At 63.1% G+C, this 16,578-nt stretch carries 16 protein-coding genes; 8 read left to right on the top strand and 8 right to left on the bottom strand.

Annotated elements, in window-relative coordinates:
• Positions 1-5 precede the first annotated feature (5 nt).
• From F7Q96_RS15555 to F7Q96_RS15590, 8 genes are all read right to left on the bottom strand, one after another.
• The gene (locus tag F7Q96_RS15555; RefSeq protein WP_015912930.1) at positions 6-206 is read right to left on the bottom strand and encodes a YgaP family membrane protein; all 201 of its coding nucleotides are present in this window, start codon (positions 204-206) and stop codon (positions 6-8) included.
• Between the two features lie 20 nt (positions 207-226).
• The gene (locus F7Q96_RS15560; protein WP_054666194.1) at positions 227-1,771 is read right to left on the bottom strand and encodes an efflux transporter outer membrane subunit; all 1,545 of its coding nucleotides are present in this window, start codon (positions 1,769-1,771) and stop codon (positions 227-229) included.
• Positions 1,768-2,886, bottom strand: a complete 1,119-nt coding sequence (locus F7Q96_RS15565; protein WP_054666191.1) for an ABC transporter permease — start codon at positions 2,884-2,886, stop codon at positions 1,768-1,770. Before F7Q96_RS15565 ends, F7Q96_RS15560 begins: the two co-directional genes overlap by 4 nt.
• A gap of 4 nt (positions 2,887-2,890) precedes the next feature.
• Positions 2,891-4,060 carry an ABC transporter permease gene (locus F7Q96_RS15570; protein ID WP_054666188.1) on the bottom strand — a complete coding sequence of 390 codons (1,170 nt, stop codon included), beginning with the start codon at positions 4,058-4,060 and terminating at the stop codon, positions 2,891-2,893.
• On the bottom strand, positions 4,057-5,814 hold the full coding sequence (locus F7Q96_RS15575; protein WP_235499704.1) for an ATP-binding cassette domain-containing protein: 1,758 nt from the start codon (positions 5,812-5,814) through the stop codon (positions 4,057-4,059). Before F7Q96_RS15575 ends, F7Q96_RS15570 begins: the two co-directional genes overlap by 4 nt.
• 19 nt (positions 5,815-5,833) lie before the next feature.
• The gene (gene hlyD / locus F7Q96_RS15580; protein ID WP_054666184.1) at positions 5,834-6,877 is read right to left on the bottom strand and encodes a secretion protein HlyD; all 1,044 of its coding nucleotides are present in this window, start codon (positions 6,875-6,877) and stop codon (positions 5,834-5,836) included.
• Positions 6,878-6,904: 27 nt separating this feature from the next.
• On the bottom strand, positions 6,905-7,324 hold the full coding sequence (locus tag F7Q96_RS15585) for a hypothetical protein (RefSeq protein ID WP_054668692.1): 420 nt from the start codon (positions 7,322-7,324) through the stop codon (positions 6,905-6,907).
• A gap of 68 nt (positions 7,325-7,392) precedes the next feature.
• Positions 7,393-8,001 carry a TetR/AcrR family transcriptional regulator gene (locus tag F7Q96_RS15590; RefSeq protein WP_151022930.1) on the bottom strand — a complete coding sequence of 203 codons (609 nt, stop codon included), beginning with the start codon at positions 7,999-8,001 and terminating at the stop codon, positions 7,393-7,395.
• Positions 8,002-8,323: 322 nt separating this feature from the next.
• Here F7Q96_RS15590 and F7Q96_RS15595 point away from each other — a divergent pair, with 322 nt between their 5' ends.
• The 8 genes from F7Q96_RS15595 (at position 8,324) to F7Q96_RS15630 (ending at position 16,449) form a co-directional block, all read left to right on the top strand.
• A complete protein-coding gene (locus F7Q96_RS15595; protein WP_054666180.1) occupies positions 8,324-10,081 on the top strand; it encodes a PHA/PHB synthase family protein in 1,758 nt (585 codons plus the stop codon).
• A 108-nt stretch (positions 10,082-10,189) separates the two neighbouring features.
• Positions 10,190-10,633 carry a phasin family protein gene (locus tag F7Q96_RS15600; RefSeq protein ID WP_054666179.1) on the top strand — a complete coding sequence of 148 codons (444 nt, stop codon included), beginning with the start codon at positions 10,190-10,192 and terminating at the stop codon, positions 10,631-10,633.
• A gap of 10 nt (positions 10,634-10,643) precedes the next feature.
• Positions 10,644-11,390: an acetoacetyl-CoA reductase gene (gene phbB / locus F7Q96_RS15605; RefSeq protein WP_054666176.1), complete on the top strand. Its 747-nt coding sequence runs from the start codon at positions 10,644-10,646 to the stop codon at positions 11,388-11,390.
• A 68-nt stretch (positions 11,391-11,458) separates the two neighbouring features.
• Positions 11,459-12,022, top strand: coding sequence for a universal stress protein (locus tag F7Q96_RS15610; protein ID WP_082394023.1), 564 nt, complete (start codon positions 11,459-11,461; stop codon positions 12,020-12,022).
• Positions 12,015-12,989: a bifunctional enoyl-CoA hydratase/phosphate acetyltransferase gene (locus F7Q96_RS15615; protein ID WP_082394021.1), complete on the top strand. Its 975-nt coding sequence runs from the start codon at positions 12,015-12,017 to the stop codon at positions 12,987-12,989. Before F7Q96_RS15610 ends, F7Q96_RS15615 begins: the two co-directional genes overlap by 8 nt.
• 73 nt (positions 12,990-13,062) lie before the next feature.
• On the top strand, positions 13,063-15,090 hold the full coding sequence (locus F7Q96_RS15620) for an esterase/lipase family protein (RefSeq protein ID WP_123676507.1): 2,028 nt from the start codon (positions 13,063-13,065) through the stop codon (positions 15,088-15,090).
• Positions 15,091-15,281: 191 nt separating this feature from the next.
• A complete protein-coding gene (locus tag F7Q96_RS15625) occupies positions 15,282-16,208 on the top strand; it encodes a LysR family transcriptional regulator (protein WP_054666170.1) in 927 nt (308 codons plus the stop codon).
• A gap of 13 nt (positions 16,209-16,221) precedes the next feature.
• Complete coding sequence (locus F7Q96_RS15630) at positions 16,222-16,449, top strand: EexN family lipoprotein (protein WP_054666167.1); 228 nt, start codon at positions 16,222-16,224, stop codon at positions 16,447-16,449.
• Positions 16,450-16,578 lie beyond the last annotated feature (129 nt).

Raw genomic sequence — 16,578 nt, forward strand, 5'->3', positions numbered from 1 at the left:
TCGGGTTATTTCTTTTGCATCGGGCAGGTGCTCACGCCGAGCAGGCGGTAACCTAGGCAGCGACCCGCCAGGCCGGTGATCAACGGCATGATTCCAATGAGCCCCAGCCAGCGCCACGGTGAATCCAGCCACAACGGCAAGCTGAGCAGGATCAGGCCGATGACGACGCGCGCGATGCGGTCGAGATTTCCTACGTTGATTTGCATGGTGATCTCCTTTCGTTGAATCAAGGAACTGAGGGTGCTGCGAGCACAGTTGCGATCGGCTTCAGGGCTGGATTCGTGGTTTGCGATGTCATTGCAGGTGCATCCCAGCCACCACCAAGCGCCTTGTACAGCGCCACCAACTGCACCGCGGCGCTGGTATGCGCGCGGGCGGCCGCGGTCTCGGCGTCGTGCAAGCTGCGCTGGGCGGCCAGCAGTTCCACCAGTGCAACATCGCCCGCGGCGTAGCGGGCCTTGGCGTAGCCGTAGCTGGTTCGTGCCGCGTCCAAGGCCATGGCGCGGCGCTCCAATGTGTCCAGCCCGCCGTGATAGTCGCCAAGCGCACGCTCGGCGTCGCCCAGCGCCGCCAGCACCGCCTGCTCATAGGCCAGCGCAGCCTGCTGCTCGGCTGCCTCACGTGCCCGGATTTCAGCGCGCACGCGGCCGCCGTCGAACAGGCGCCAGGAAATCAGCGGCAGGATGGAAAAACGTGAGCTGGATGCATCGAACCAATCGCCCGTGCTGAGCGCCTGAAACCCGCCTCCAACACCGATGGAGAGCTTGGGGAAGAGCTCGGCCGTGGCCACGCCGATGTCAGCGGAACTTGCTGCCAGTCGCCGTTCCGCAGCCAGCACGTCAGGGCGTCGGCGCAGCAGGTCGGCACGCTCGCCCACCGGCAAGGCACGCAGCGTGCACGGTGCCAATGGGCCGTCGAGCAATGCCAGTTCACGCTCGGGCGGGGAGCCTAGCAGCACACCCAGGCCAAGCACCGCGGCGCGCTGGCGTGCCTGGATGTCCGGCAGCAGCGCGTTGACGGCGGTCCACTGCGCGTAGGCCGCCTCTACATCGGCGGCGGATGCGTCGCCCAATGCATGCCGCAGGCGCACCAACTCCAAGGTCTGCTGCAGCGTGTCCAGCGTGGCTTGTTGTGCATGCAGCTCGTATCCAGCGCCAACGGCAGTGAACCAGGTGCGCGCAACCTCGGCCGCGACGCGCATGCGCACACCCTGTGCTTCGACTTCGGTGGCTTGCAGGCGGGCGCTGGCGCCTTCCAGGGCGCGCCGCTTGGCGCCGAACAGATCGGCCTCCCATGCCGCGTCGAAGCCCGCGTCGTAAATGGTCTGGGTGGCGTCAAGGCCAGGGATGGAGCCAACGGGTAAGGGGCCGTTTTCGCTTTGACGGCGCCGGTTGACGCTGGCCCCAGCGCTAACGGTGGGAAGCCGATCTCCCGCCACACGGTCGCGTAGGGCGCGCGCCTCGTCGATGCGTGCCGCGGCTTGGCGCAGATCCAGGTTCTGTGCCAGCGCCGCGCCCATCAGACGGTCAAGGATGGGATCGTCGAGTGCAGACCACCAACGGGCCAGGTCTGCGGACTGCGATTCGCTCGCCAGAGGCAAGGTCCAGCCGTTGCCGATGTCCACCGGAGGCGGCTCGCGGTAGTCGGGGCCCACGGTCGCACAGGCGGTCAGCAGCGCGCAGGACAGGGCCAGCGCGAGCGGGCGCAAGCGCCTGGACGTCGGCTGTGCGGCTGGCGTGCGCGAGGAGAGGTGGCGGGTTTTGGTTTTCATTGCAGGCGTCCTCGGACGAATACGGTGGCCATCGTCAGCGTGGCGAGGGCGATGACCGCCAACGGCCAGAGGCTGGCGAGAATGTCGCCGGGCGGCATGGCCTTGAGGAAGCTGCCTTCGACGATGATGAGGAAGTGGGTCAGTGGAATGGCCTGGGCCATCCATTGCAGGACGAGGGGCATGTTTTCCACCGGCGTCGCAAAGCCTGACATCAGCACCGCCGGCACGCCGATGGCGAACGCACCCAGGATGGCCTGCTGCTGCGTCATGCTGACTGCGGAAATCATCAGGCCGATGCCGACCACCGACAGGATGAACAGCACCAGGCTGGCGAGCAGCAGTGCGAACGAGCCGGTGAACGGAATGCCGAACAGGAACACGCCTGCGCTGATCATGAACAGGCCGAGTAGCGTGCCGATCGCCAGTGCCGGCAACGACTTGGAAATAATGATTTCCGGCGTGGAGGTGGGCGACACCAGCAGCTGGTCGAAGGTTCCAAGCTCGCGCTCGCGCGCGATCGACAGCGAGGTGATGAGCAGCGCGCTGAACAGTGCCAGGATGCCGGTCAAGCCGGGCACGATGAACCAGCGGTAGACCAGGTTCGGGTTGAACCAGTGGCGCACGACCACCGGCGTCGGTGCCTGCGCGTCGGGCACAACCTCGGCGCCGACGTCGGCGGCAATGGTGGACAGGTAGGCCACGGTGATCTGGCCCGAGTTGCTGCGGCGGCCATCGACCACCACCTGTGCCTTGCCACTGCCACCGGCGGCGATGGTGCGCGAGAAGTCCACCGGAATGGCGAGTGCGGCGATGACCTCGCCCCGGTCGATCATCTCGTGCAACTGCCGCTGGCTGTCCACATGCCGGACGTGGGTGACGAAGCGGGCGCTGTCCAGGCGCTGCACCAGTTCGTGCGACCAGCGTCCGGCGTCCTGGTTGTAGACGGCGATGTCGACGTTGCGCACTTCCAGCGTCGCGGCAAAGGCGAATACCAGCAATTGCAGGATGGGCGGCACGAACACCACCATGCGGCTGCGCGGGTCGCGCAGCACGCTCAGCACTTCCTTGATGAATTGGGCGCGCAGGCGGGTGAACGAGAAGGCGGAGGTCAACATGGCTTCACTCCAGGTTCTTGCGCGTGGCGCGCTTGGCGATCATGAAGAACACAGCCCCGATCGCCGCCATGGCTGCCAGATTGGGCAGGAATACGGCCCAGATGTCGCCGGCGAGAAACACGGTTTTGAGCGAGTCGACGAAGTAGCGCGCCGGAACCGCTCGGGTGATGGCGCGGATCGGCGCCGGCATGGCATCGATCTCGTACAAAAAGCCCGACAGCATGAAAGCCGGCAGAAAGCCCGTGAACAGCGCAATCTGCGCCGCCAGGAACTGGTTACGCGCCAGCGACGAGATCAGCAGACCCTGGCCCAGCGCCGGCACCATGAACACGGCGGACAAAAGCAGCAGCGCCGCCAGCGAGCCACGCATCGGGACGCCGAACACGAACACGGCCAGTGCGGCCGCGCCCAGTGTGGACAGCATGCCGAGCACGAAGTACGGCAGCAGCTTGCCGATCAATATCTCCGCCACCGAGGCCGGCGTGGAGAGCACCGCCTCCATGGTGCCGCGCTCCCATTCGCGCGCCACCACCAGCGCGGTCAACATGGTGCCGATGATGGTCATGACGATGGCAATCGCGCCCGGAATCAGCGCGCGCCGGCTTTCCAGCTCGGGGTTGAACCAGTAGCGCGGCTCCAGCACGACGGACTGCGCGGGTGCTGCGACATCCAGCCCGGCGCGCCACGTTTGCACCACGCCGCGGGCGTAGTTTTCGACATAGTTGGCGGTGTTTGGGTAGGAGCCATCGGTGACGATCTGCACCAGCGGCTCGCTGCCGCGCTGGGCCAAGCGTTGTTCGAAATCCTGCGGGATGACGACGTAGCCGCGCAGTGCACCGGAGACGAGCTGTTCGGCCACTTCGCGGCGGTCATGGGCGAAGTGCGTATTCAGGAAGCGGGTACCCGAAAAGGCGGCGGCCAGCGACTGAGCCGACGCACCGGGCGACTCCAGTACGACACCGACACGAACCTCCTTGGCGTCCAGCGACACCGCATAAGCGAACAGCAGCAGCAACACCACCGGCAGCACGAAGGCGATCAACAACGTCGATGGGTCACGCAACGCCTGGTAACTTTCTTTGGTGACCAAGGCCACCAGGCGCCGCAGGTCAAAACGGCGCAAGTCGCCCTGCATCGGGCCAGCGCCGTCCTTGTGTTTCTCAACGACGTTCATGCGGCAACCTCCATCTCACGGTCGGCAGACTCCACCAGGTGAATGAAGGCGTCCTCCATGGTCGGGTCGGGATGTTCGGCATTCGCGGCGGCACGCTTGAGCGCATCGGGCGTGTCGAGCGCGATCAGGCGCGCGCGAGAGAGCATGGCGACGCGGTCGCAGTATTCGGCCTCGTCCATGAAGTGGGTGGTGACCATGATGGTCACGCCCTTGCGCGCCAGGCCGTTGATGTGGGTCCAGAATTCGCGCCGGGTGATCGGATCCACGCCCGAAGTAGGCTCATCCAGGAACAACACGGGAGGCCGATGCATGAGCGAGCAGGCCAGCGCCAGGCGCTGTTTGTGCCCCAGCGGCAGGGAATCTGGCGTGGCGGACAACCAGTCGCCCAGATCGAAGGTTTCGATCATTTCCCCGATGCGCTCGCGCCGGGTGTTGCCCTCCAACCCGTAGACGCCGGCCGAGAACTCCAGGTTCTGCTGCACCGACAGCAGGCCGTAGAGCGAGAATTTCTGCGCCATGTAGCCGAGCCGGCTCTTGGCCGCGCCGGTGGCGCGGCGCAGATCGTGCCCCACCACGTGCGCCTCGCCCGCAGTGGGTTTCAACAGGCCGCACAGCATCTTGAAGGTGGTGGACTTGCCGGCGCCATTGGGGCCGAGCAGACCGAAGATTTCGCCTTTGCGCACCTCGAAGCTGACCTGGTCGGTGGCGGTGAACTCGCCGAAGCGCTTGGTGAGATTGCGGCAGGAGACGGCAATGTCCGAGCCCAGTTCGACCGGTGACAGGCGTTCGGCCAGTGTCGAAGTGCCGCCGGGGCCGCCACCGAGGAGATCGATGAAGGCGTCTTCGAAGCGCGCGGGCACCCGGGCCAGCTGCACTTGGGCACGATCAGCCAGCGACTGGATTTGGCTTGCCTGCGCACCCTCGCGCAGTACCACGCGCACGCCGGCGCCCTGGATCACGCCATCGCTCACGCTCTCCAGATCGAGTGCCTCGGTCAGAACCGCCCGGCGCTCGGCGCCGACGTTTTCCAGGCGGAAGCTGCGGCCTTCGAGCTGCGCGGTCAGTGCTTGCGGCGGGCCATCGAACAAGAGCTGCCCCTGGTTCAGCAACAGCACGCTCTCGCAGCGCTCGGCCTCGTCCAGATAGGCGGTAGACCAGACCACGGCCATGCCCTCATCGGTCAGTGCCTGCACCATGCGCCACAAATCCTGGCGGCTGACCGGGTCAACGCCCACGCCGGGCTCGTCCAGCAGCAGCACCTTGGGCCGCGCCATGAGCGCACAGGCCAGGCCAAGCTTCTGCTTCATGCCGCCGGAGAGCTTGCCGGCCAAGCGCTTCGTAAAAGGTCCCAGCCGCGTGAAGTCCAGCAACTCGGCAAATAGATCGGCATTGCGATCCGCATCCATGCCGCGCAGCTGCGCATACAGGCGCATGTTCTCCATCACCGACAGGTCTTCGTACAGGCCGAAGCGCTGTGGCATGTAGCCGCTGGCCACGTGAATGGCGTCGTTGTCCTTGACCACGTCATAGCCGGCCAGGGTGACGCGGCCGGCATTGGGCACCAGCAGGCCGGTCAGAATCCGCATCAGCGTCGTCTTACCGGCTCCGTCCGGGCCGACCAGACCCGTCAGCCGCCCATAGTGGATATGCGCGCTCAAACTCCGCAGGGCTTGCACCTTGCCGAAATGCTTGTCCACGCCTTCGATGACGACGGCAGCGGCATCGGCGCTCGCGCTTGTCGGCGTGGCAGTCATGGCTGCGTTTGCCTGCATCTCAACGCTCCCCCACGCGCGTGCTGGAGGCTGGTTTGGCATCGACCTCTATCGTCACCGGCATGCCTTGACGCAAGGCGGCGTCGCTGTCGGCTTCGTCAATGACGATGCGCAGGCGATACACCAGATCCGTGCGCAAGTCCGTTGTCTCCACCGTCTTGGGCGTGAATTCGGCGCGCGGCGAGATGAAACCGATCTGGCCGCGATAGACCTTTTCCCCGGAATCGCTCTTGACGTGCACCGCGGTGCCGGGTGCGATGCGGCCCAGATCCCGCTCGCCCACGTAGGCGCGCACGTACACGGGCTTGTCCAGGCTCAGGCTGTAGACCGCACTCTGGCTGGCCACCATGCTGCCGGGTTCACGCACCCGCGCGATGATGGTTCCATCGCTGGGTGCCATGAGTTCGGTGTCCGCCAGGGACGTGGTGGCTTGCGCTGCGGCTGCCTGCGCGGCTGCAAGGCGAGCCTCTGCTGCGGCGATGTCTTCCTTGCGAAAGCCTTCGGCTGCTTGCGATAGGGCGGCCTTGGCTGATTCGACGCCCGCGACGGCTTGATCCCTTACGGTGCGGGCGGCATCGACCGTGCGCTGACTGCTGGCACCCGATGACAGCAGGCCGCTTTGGCGCTGAAAGTTGCGCTCGGCATCAAGGGCGAGCGCCTGCGCTTTCTTAAGCGCCTCGCGCGCCTGTGTGATTTCCTGCGGCCGCAGGCCGCGGCGCAGCTTGGCCAGTTCCGCTTGCGCCACCTGCACCTGGGCCTGCGCCGCTGCAAGGGCTTCTCGATACGGCTGCGCGTCAAGCGTGGCCAGGCGCGCGTCGGCTGTCACGGAATCGCCCTCGTCGAAAGCCATTTGCGTGACGCGCCCGGGCTGGCGGAAAGCCAGTTGAACCTCGCGGATGTCGACGTTGCCGTAGAGGCGCAATGCATCTTGATTGTCAAGGCCGCGCGTGAACCAAAACGCCAGTGCACCGCCAAGAACGAGCAGGGCAACAACAATGATCACGACCCAACGGGCTTTTTTTGTAGGGAGGTTCGGAGTTGTCATGGATGGGTTTCCACTAAAAAAAGATGCTCACTGCTCGCGCGTGGCCGGTGCATTCGCCGTTGATCGACGCCAAGCAATGGCCGCGATGCCGACCCACACCAGCGTGCGCAGCGTCATGGCAATGACCGTGCGCCGCTCCCAGGCGCCGCCGAGCGCCACATGCACTCCGAAGGCCAGGAATACGAGTGCCGTCGCAACTGCGATGGCCATGGCCAGCCATGTGGCCCAGCGCCGACGCATCCACAACCCGACGCCAGCGATGACGTAGGCGAACCCGGCCAGAAAGTTGAACCAAAGCACGAAGGGCACATAGCTTCCGGCCGCGTCACGCCCTGCACCGTCATAAAACAGGACGGCGCCGCCTTCCCGGATGGTCATCAGGCCAAAACCGATGGCAATCAGGGCGATCACACGCATCCAGATGCCGCGCCCGTTGTGTGCTGTCATGTTCATTGCTCCCGGTTCTTCGGAGGGTTTGCTGGATCGTCGTGCCGTTTGAGGACTGGACGGGTGCTTCATGTGCCGCTTTCGATGCCACGGCGATAGATGGCGAACACGGCGGGCGCATCGCGACGAATCCGACTGACCTTGCCGGCCAGCAGGGACTGCATGACCAGCCCCTGGATCGTGCCGATGAACAGCACGGCGGCGGCATCCACGTCCAGATCCGCATCCAGCTCGCCCTGCGCCTTGCCCGCTTCCATCAGGCGGCGCAGGCGCTGCTCGTACTGGCGGATCAGGGTTTGCACCATGCGCTTGGCGAGCGTCTCGCCAGAGCGCTGCAACTCTCCGAACAGCATGCGTGGCACGCCCGGGTGCTTGGACACGAAGTCGATGTGCGTCATGAACATGGCTTCGAGCGCCGCGCCAGGAGATGCGGCGCCTTCGGCCGCCTTGTCCACGCTGACCAGAAGGCGTTCGCCGACCCAGGACATCGTGGCTTCCACGATGGCTTCCTTGTTGGGGAAGTGACGAAACAACCCGCCCTGCGTCAAGCCCATTCGGTCGGCAATCGCGGTGGTCGTGATCTCGGCCGGGTTTTGTTCGGCTGCCAGATCGACCACGGCTTGCACTGTGGCTGCGCGCCGATCTTCGGCGGACAGGTACTGGGGGCGTTGGCTCACGATTCAGACTCCATGTAGTAAGAGACTTATAACTATCTTAGCACGCAAAATCACCATGACGCAAGATCGGAAACTTTGCGGGTGAGGCAGGACTGCGGACCCTTTCATATGAAGAACGGATCGGTCAACTTGATGCAACTCAAGAAGCTGGATCGCTTACAAGGCAGATCGGAAGATGCGTGATCGTTGGGCCTGGAGCTTCAGCCGCGGCAGTGATTGCGTTTGTGAAGGATGAAAACGTTTGCGCCCCTGCGGAAGGCTTGCAACTTTTCCTGCAAGCGATAAGATAGTAATATGTTACTCGCTAAATGAAAGGCTGGAAATGAGCAACGTCGCAATACATGGCAGGGCCGATCTGACGCAGCCCGAAGTCTGTCGCCCTGACGCCCTGGATACGCTTGCGAACGCCTGGCGGGCGCGCAGCACGGGTGGGTTGTCGCCGGCGGCTGGCCTGCTGGCTTGGTACGACTGGGCGCTGCACCTGAGCCTTTCGCCAGGCAAGCAACGCAGCTTGATGGAAAAGGGCTTGCACAAACAGCAACGCCTTGCGCGCTATGCCTTGCGTGTTGCCAGTGCGCACGACTGTCCGACCTGTATCGAGCCCCTGGAGCAGGATCGGCGCTTCGCCGCCCCGGCTTGGCAGCAGTGGCCCTTCAACGTGATCCACCAAGGCTTTTTGCTGCAGCAGCAGTGGTGGCACAACGCCACCACGGGCGTGCGTGGCGTGTCGCGCCATCACGAGAACATGGTCACGTTCGCCGGGCGGCAGTGGCTGGACATGTGGTCGCCTTCGAATTTCATCTGGACCAACCCCGAGGTGCTGCACGCCATCACGCAAAGCGGTGGCGCAAACCTGTGGCGCGGCGCCATGAACTTTCTGGAAGATGCAAGACGCCTCGCGCTCGACGATGCGCCTGCAGGGGTCGAAGGGTTCGAGGTGGGCAAGGACGTGGCGATCACTCCAGGCAAGGTGGTGTTTCGAAACCACCTGATCGAGTTGATTCAGTACTCACCCACGACGCCGGATGTGCATGCGGAGCCGGTACTGATCGTGCCCTCCTGGATCATGAAGTACTACATCCTCGACCTGTCGCCGCACAACTCGATGGTGAAGTACCTGGTCGATCAGGGGCACACGGTGTTCATCCTTTCATGGAAGAACCCGACGGCGGCCGATCGCGACCTCGGTCTGGAGGATTACCGCTGGCTGGGGGTCATGGACGCGTTGGATGCGGTCACGGCCATCGTGCCCGAGCGCAAAGTGCAAGCAGTGGGCTATTGCCTGGGCGGCACCTTGCTCACGATCGCCGCCGCCGCGATGGCGCGCGATGGCGACGAGCGGCTGCAAAGCCTGACGCTGTTGGCGTCGGAGATCGATTTCCGCGAATCGGGCGAGATCGCGCTCTTCATCGACGACAGTCAACTGGCCTGGCTTGAAGCCGGTATGTGGGACAAGGGCTATCTCGACGGCAGGCAGATGGCCGGCGCGTTCCAGATGCTCAACTCGCGCGACCTGATCTGGTCGCGACGGGTGCGTGAATACCTGTTGGGTGAGCGCCAGACCTTCAATGACCTGATGGCCTGGAATGCCGACGTGACGCGCATGCCGTACCGCATGCACAGCGAGTACCTGCGGCGCTTGTATCTGGACAACGACCTGGCCGAGGGGCGCTACCGCGTCGGCGGGAGACCCGTGGCGCTGGCCGACATCGAGGTGCCCATGTTCATCGTCGGCACGGTGCGCGATCACGTCGCTCCCTGGCCATCCGTGTACAAGATGCATCTGCTCAGTGATGCGGAGCTGACCTTCGTGCTGACCAGCGGCGGGCACAACGCCGGCGTCGTCAGCGAGCCAGGGCACCCCCGGCGCAGCTTCCAGATTGCGACCCGTGCCGCTGGCGATCGCTATATCGATCCGCAATTGTGGCGTGCCGAGACCCCGCTGAACGAAGGCTCCTGGTGGCCGGCATGGCAGCAATGGTTGGCCGGGCGCTCGGCCGGGCGCGTCGCTCCGCCTGCCATGGGCGGGACGCAACCACCGCTTGGCGATGCGCCGGGAACCTATGTGGCCATGCGATGACATGGCAAAACGCGTCCACGAACACATCACTCAACTTTCATCGGGTCGTTGCGCAGGCATGGCCCACACCCGCCCCAGAGGGGCACATCACCACCGTGGAGAATTGAAATGAACAACGAACTGCCCATCCAACTCTACAAGGCCAATGCCGAGTTGCAGCTTCAGATCACTCGCTTGCTGCAAGAAAGCGGCCACCACTGGTTCGAAGCCATGCAACAGCTCAGTGCTGGCGGCGTGCTGGAGACCACCTCGCGCATCCAGAACCTCCAACAGGCGGCGGACTGGCAGGCGCTTGCCACCTTGCCATCCGAGGTGTTCTGGCGATTGTGTCAGGGCCGTATGGGCGATACACAGGCGGTCGGCCAGGCTGCTGCCAAGAGCCAGGCGGCATTCGCTGATGGCCTGCGCGAGGCGCTGACGACCTGGCAGGCATCCGTCTCCGAAGTATTCGGCGCCAGCGGTGGCACAGCCTCTTTCGCGCAGTTTTGTCAGCAATGGACGCAGCCCTGGAGCGCGCCAGGCGCCGCGCCTCAGGGCAAGGCCAAAAAGTAAGGAGGTGCACATGAGCAGTTCCGGACGAACCGCCCTGGTCACTGGCGGCAATCGCGGTCTTGGCGCGGCCATTGCCCGCGCCCTGGACGACGCGGGCCACCGCGTCATCATCACGCACACGCCCGGCAACGATAAGGTCGCTGCCTGGCTCGACGCGCAGGACACCAAAGGCTACCGGTTCGTGGCCTACGGCGTCGATGTCGGCGACTGGGAATCGACCCAGGCTTTGGCGCGTCAGATTCAGGCGGACGGCTACCACGTTGACATCCTGGTGAACAACGCCGGCATCACCCGTGACGCGACCTTGCGCAAGATGGACAAATCCGGCTGGGACGCCGTGCTGCGCACCAACCTGGACTCCATGTTCAACGTCACCAAGCCGTTCATCGACCCGATGGTGGAGCTTGGCTGGGGACGCATCATCAATATCTCGTCGATCAACGGCAGCAAGGGCCAGTTCGGCCAGACCAATTACTCGGCGGCCAAGGCCGGCGTGCACGGCTTCACCAAGGCGCTGGCGCAGGAGGTGGCGCGCAAGGGCGTGACGGTCAACACCGTCTCGCCGGGCTACCTGGCCACCGAGATGGTGATGGCGGTGCGTGAGGATGTGCGCCAGAAGATCATCGATGCGATTCCAGTCGGCCGCCTCGGTCATCCGGACGAGATCGCGGCGCTGGTGGCCTTCATCGCCAGTGAGGCTGCCGCCTTCATGACGGGCAGCAACGTGGCGATGAACGGTGGCCAGCACATGTCATGAGTTGGGAGAACCCGCGGCCCTCGCGGGCGGTTTCCGACGCGGCAGTCACCAACTCCTGGAGGAGTTCCATGTATTCCCGATTTCTGGTGCCGCTGGACGGTAGTTCCACATCCTTCCTGGCCCTCGATCATGCGGCAGAACTGGCACGCCTGAGCGGCGCCACCGTGATCTTGCTGCATGTCGTCGAACCAACCCGGCATAGTACGGGCTTCGAGCGTCCCGAGGTCTACATCAAGGATGTCCGCCCACGCTTCCTCGAAGCCGGCCAGGCGTTGCTGGATGAAGCTGCGAGTCGGCTTCGTCGGAACGGAATTGCCACAGAGACGGTGCTGCTTGAAAGCGGCACCGCACGCGTGTCGGAACAGATCGCACAGCAGGCCGAGGTGAGCGATTGCGACTTGGTCATCCTGGGCACCCATGGGCGTCGCGGCATGAACCGGCTGCTGCTGGGCAGCGATGCAGAGCAAGTGGCGCGCATCGCACCAGTTCCGGTAATGCTGGTGCGCCAGTCGAGCCGAGATGGTGACCAGACACGCTCAGCCGCACGGACGCCAGTCGAGGCCAGCGACAACGCCGGTACGCAACGCCGGCATCCAACTCGCGCAAACAAGCTAAAAAAACCACATGAATGAACAAGCCCCTGAGGGCGTTCGCGCCGATCCTCCAAGTGGTGTCGAGCGTCTTATCGCCCATGTCAAAACCTTGGCCCCGGTTCGCACTGCGGTGGTGCACCCTTGTGACGCGCTCAGCTTGGGCGGTGCCTTGGACGCGCGCGATGCCGGCGTCATCACGCCAGTATTGGTGGCGCCGCTCGGCAAGCTGCGTGCCGTTGCGGCCGACACGGGGTTGGAACTGGGAGACAGCGAGGTCGTCGATGTGCCGCACAGCCACGCTGCAGCGGCCATCGCCGCCCGGCTGGCTGGCAAGGGCGAGGTGCAGGCACTGATGAAAGGCAGCTTGCACAGCGACGAGTACCTGGGTGCCATCCTGGCGCCCGAAGCCTGCCTGCGCACCGAGCGCCGATTGACGCACTGCTACATCATGCAGACGGCCAGCTACCCACGGCCCTTCATCATCACCGACGCCGCCATCAACATCGCTCCAACGCTCGAAATCAAGGCCGACATCGTGCGCAACGCCATCGACTTGGCGCACGCCATCGGCATTGCCGAGCCCAAGGTAGCGATCCTGGCGGCGGTCGAGACCGTCAACCCGCGCATGCTTTCGACCCTGGACGCAGCGGCACTGTGCAAGATGGCCGATCGCGGCCAGATTGCCGGAGGTGTGCTCGACGGGCCGCTGGCCTTTGATAACGCCGTCTCTCCCGATGCCGCGCGCGTCAAGGGCATCAAGTCGAACGTGGCCGGGCAAGCTGACATCTTGGTCGTTCCCGACCTGGAAAGCGGCAACATGCTGACCAAGCAACTGGAATACATGGGCCAAGCCGACAGTGCGGGGATCGTGATGGGCGCGCGTGTGCCGATTGTGCTCACCAGTCGCGCGGACTCGCGCCGCACGCGAATAGCCTCATGCGCCATTGCGCTGATCTTGGCGCATCGTCAGCGTGCTCTTGTTCAGGGCAAAGAGAACCGCGTATGAAATGCAATTTCACGGGTAATGTCGCGCTCGCTTCAGGTGTTGATTCTGCGATGCTGGTACGCAGCTCCCGGTCATGATCCACGTAATCCACGTGATCCTTGCATTTTTCTGGCGATGGTTGATCGTGATCGCTGCCGCGTTTGCGCTCGGTGGTTGCGCGGTTGTCAGTGAATTCAAACCTTCTGTCGCTGTACGCGCGATGACGCCGGATGAATACGTCGCCCTACGACGCGGCGATCTCCTCGGCAAAGGCAAACTCAGCGCCCTGACCGTGCAGACGATTCGCGTTACCGGGCTCGATGAACGGGCCTGCGCAGCGAACGCCTCGCTCACTTGTATCGAGGCGTTGACCATGATGAAGGACTTGGATGGAGAAACCAGGTTGTCGGCACTGGCTGAACTATGGCTGCAGCATGCCATGTCGATCTCGACAACAGTCCCAAACAGTCGCACCGCTTCTACTTCCGCTTGGATCGAGACAGCTCGGCACGCTTACGCGTATCTCTTTTTCACTGGGCGCTCGCCCGGCGAGCGCGCGTTTGAGGAGCGGCAGACGCAGGTGCGCGATTGGTACAACTACGCGGTGCAAAAAACGGTCACGCAATTGTTTGGCCTACAGCACCAAGCACTTCGTGCGCATGCTGGCGGAGCCAAAGCGGTATTCCGCTTGGGTGACTGGGTTTTGCGAGTCGACTTGAACGCCCGGCTGCCCAATGATGCGACCACGCCACGCGAGTTGCTGCCTGCGAACGTTCTGGCATTCCAAGGCCTGCGCGGCATCTATCGCAGGGATGGCTTGGGTGCCGAATTGGTGGCCGTAACGGATGCAGAGCCAATATCACTGAACGACTCAGACGGGTCTCCCGCCGGCAACGAGCGCCCGAGGACATTTCCCGCCTGGAGCGAAATGCCAACGCCCAACGTGACGGTAGTGCTTCGCTTTGATGCACTCACCGTCGATGAGCTGCTTGCCTCGCATGAACTCATCGTCGGTGTGTATGACCCCCTGGTCCAGGACTATTTGCAACTCCACGGCCAACGCGTTCCGCTGGCTGGTAACTTTACGGCTGGCTACGGCTTGTGGTTGGCGCGTTCGGGGTTCAACCAGCAATCCGTGCGAGGGTTGTTTGGGCGTGAGCGTGGCATCGATCACCCGCATCTGTATCTGATGCAGCCGTTCGACCCGCGGCGGCGCATCATCGTGATGATGCATGGATTGGCGAGCAGCCCCGAAGCATGGGTCAACGTTGCCAATGAGCTTCTGGCCGATGAAGAGCTGCGATGCGAATTCCAAGTGTGGGAGGTCTATTACCCCACGAATATGCCTGTACCAGCCAGTCATGCAGCAATCCGCCAAGTTCTGGCGGCCGCTTTGCATCACTTCGACCCTGATGAGGAAACCTTGGCTTCCCACGGGCTGGTGTTGATTGGTCACAGCATGGGAGGAATGCTGGCGCGGCTGATGGTCTCCACGGCTGACCAGCAACTGTGGAAGTGGGCCGCATCGGACCCCAGGATCGATCTGGATCGTCTTGGGAGCACCCGCTCTCAACTTGACCCTCTTTTGCGCTTTCGGCCATTTCCAGGTGTTGATCGCGTGGTATTCGTTGCCACACCGCACCGTGGAACCGTGGTTGCCGGACAAGGACTTGGGCGTTGGGTTGCCGGATTGATCCGCTTGCCATTGACGCTGCTGTCAACCCTCGGCGACGCCTTCCCGGCGCGCGCGGAGACCACGGCACACGCCACGATCTTGCAGAACATCCCCAACAGCATTGACCAACTCGACGAAAACGACCCCTTCGTCAAAGCTACGAGCGAGCTTCCAATCTCGGATCAGGTGGCTTATCACTCGATCGTTGCGAGGCGGCAGGCTAACGGTCCTCTCGCTGAATCGGACGATGGTTTGGTTCCCTATCGAAGCGCGCATCTGGATGGCGCCGAGTCGGAAAAAATCATCGTGTCCGGACACAGCGTGCAGGAAACCGCCGCATCCATCGTCGAAATCCGGCGAATCCTGCGCGAAGATATTTCCAAGCATCGGTTGACAGCCGCTGATTCGTCTTCCGTCCGGGGAGGGAGCTGCCCAGTCCAACGGTGAATTTAGTCATTGATTTTCCGAAGCATAGTAAGTAATATATCACTTACTATGCAGTCTTGGCTGAATCACTTGCATCGCACCTTGGGCATTTTCGGTTTGGAAGGACAGCGTTCTTGGTGTTCTCACATGCGTGGAGCATCCGGCTGCATCCCACGGGACGTGGACGATCTGAAACGCTAGGAAGGGCAGAAGTGGAGTTACGCCACCTTCGATGCTTTACCGCAGTCGCGGAAGAGCTTCATTTTGCTCGGGCTGCTGAACGGTTACACATCGACCAATCGCCGCTATCTCGCACCATCAAGGAGCTGGAGGAAGACCTTGGTGCGCGCCTGTTCGTTCGTACTACCCGCAGCACGCAATTGACCCGTGCGGGTCGATTGCTGTTGGAGCACGTACCGCGCATCTTCGCTGCGCTGGAGCAAGCACGCGATAGCGTCAGGTCTGCCTCCAATGGCTATCACGGGCAATTGCGCATTGCCTTGTCCGATGGCATCACGCCATCCCGCTTGCCGGCGCTACTTGCGCAGTGCCGCGAAGAAGACCCCGAGGTCGAGGTTCGGTTATTTGAAGTTTCGATGGCCCAGCAAATCAAGGGTCTGCACGATGAGCTATACGACGCAGGATTTTCGATGGCCGAAGACGTAGGTGATGGCATCGTGGTCACACCTGCTTGGGAGGATGAGTTGATGGTGGCGGTGCCAGCTCGCCATCCCGTTCTGGCCTTCAAGCAGATTCCGCTGGAGGAGGTTCTGCACTACCCGCTGGTGCTGGGCGACCCGTCGATTTGCGAAGGGCATGCACGTCAGGTCGATCGAATCTTGCGCAAGTACGAACGGGAGCCGCTCATAGTTCAGCACGTTGCCTCTTTTGACCTCATGATGACCTTGGTTTCCGCCGGGCTGGCCTTGGGCTTGGCCGGAGCGGCACACGTTGCGTCCAGCCGTGAGCTTGGTGTAGTGGCTCGGCCGTTGGCGGGTAAACCGCCAATGCTGACGACCTATCTACTGTGTCGGGATACGGAGGCTCCAGAGATGTTGGCCCGATTCATCGACCGGGTAGCCTCCATTGATTCAGCAGAACCTCTGAGCAGTATCGGGAATCCCCGATCCACCCGATGAAAGGATTGGAACCGTGAACAACGTGATGTTGCTGATGCTGGCCGCCACCTTGACTGCATGTGGCCCCTCTCAACCTTCGGAATCCGTGGACACGCTCGTCGCCAATCCCGACCGCATCAAGGAGATTCAGCGCCAATGCAAGGAAGATCGCTCGAAGGTCGGCGACGAACTCTGCTTGCGTGCGGCGGAAGCCGCCAACCGGCGTTTCTTCGGTGATCGGCCTGAGAAAAAATCCAAGTAACTTCCTTGCCGCCGTTTCACAGCACGAAGTTCTCGCTGATACCTCACCACGCCGTAACGCGCTCGCGTCTGTGGTGTTTCTATTGCTTTCGCTTCCGCGCGAAATCTGGCTCTTTCAGCCTCAATCCCC

The organism is Cupriavidus gilardii, assembly GCF_008801915.1.
GTDB classification, from domain to species: domain Bacteria; phylum Pseudomonadota; class Gammaproteobacteria; order Burkholderiales; family Burkholderiaceae; genus Cupriavidus; species Cupriavidus gilardii.

Coding starts and splice junctions, on each gene's coding strand:
- F7Q96_RS15555 (WP_015912930.1), bottom strand. CDS start 206: ATGCAAATCAACGTAGGAAATCTCGACCGCATCGCGCGCGTCGTCATC.
- F7Q96_RS15560 (WP_054666194.1), bottom strand. CDS start 1,771: ATGAAAACCAAAACCCGCCACCTCTCCTCGCGCACGCCAGCCGCACAG.
- F7Q96_RS15565 (WP_054666191.1), bottom strand. CDS start 2,886: ATGTTGACCTCCGCCTTCTCGTTCACCCGCCTGCGCGCCCAATTCATC.
- F7Q96_RS15570 (WP_054666188.1), bottom strand. CDS start 4,060: ATGAACGTCGTTGAGAAACACAAGGACGGCGCTGGCCCGATGCAGGGC.
- F7Q96_RS15575 (WP_235499704.1), bottom strand. CDS start 5,814: ATGACTGCCACGCCGACAAGCGCGAGCGCCGATGCCGCTGCCGTCGTC.
- hlyD (WP_054666184.1), bottom strand. CDS start 6,877: ATGACAACTCCGAACCTCCCTACAAAAAAAGCCCGTTGGGTCGTGATC.
- F7Q96_RS15585 (WP_054668692.1), bottom strand. CDS start 7,324: ATGACAGCACACAACGGGCGCGGCATCTGGATGCGTGTGATCGCCCTG.
- F7Q96_RS15595 (WP_054666180.1), top strand. CDS start 8,324: ATGAGCAACGTCGCAATACATGGCAGGGCCGATCTGACGCAGCCCGAA.
- F7Q96_RS15600 (WP_054666179.1), top strand. CDS start 10,190: ATGAACAACGAACTGCCCATCCAACTCTACAAGGCCAATGCCGAGTTG.
- phbB (WP_054666176.1), top strand. CDS start 10,644: ATGAGCAGTTCCGGACGAACCGCCCTGGTCACTGGCGGCAATCGCGGT.
- F7Q96_RS15610 (WP_082394023.1), top strand. CDS start 11,459: ATGTATTCCCGATTTCTGGTGCCGCTGGACGGTAGTTCCACATCCTTC.
- F7Q96_RS15615 (WP_082394021.1), top strand. CDS start 12,015: ATGAATGAACAAGCCCCTGAGGGCGTTCGCGCCGATCCTCCAAGTGGT.
- F7Q96_RS15620 (WP_123676507.1), top strand. CDS start 13,063: ATGATCCACGTAATCCACGTGATCCTTGCATTTTTCTGGCGATGGTTG.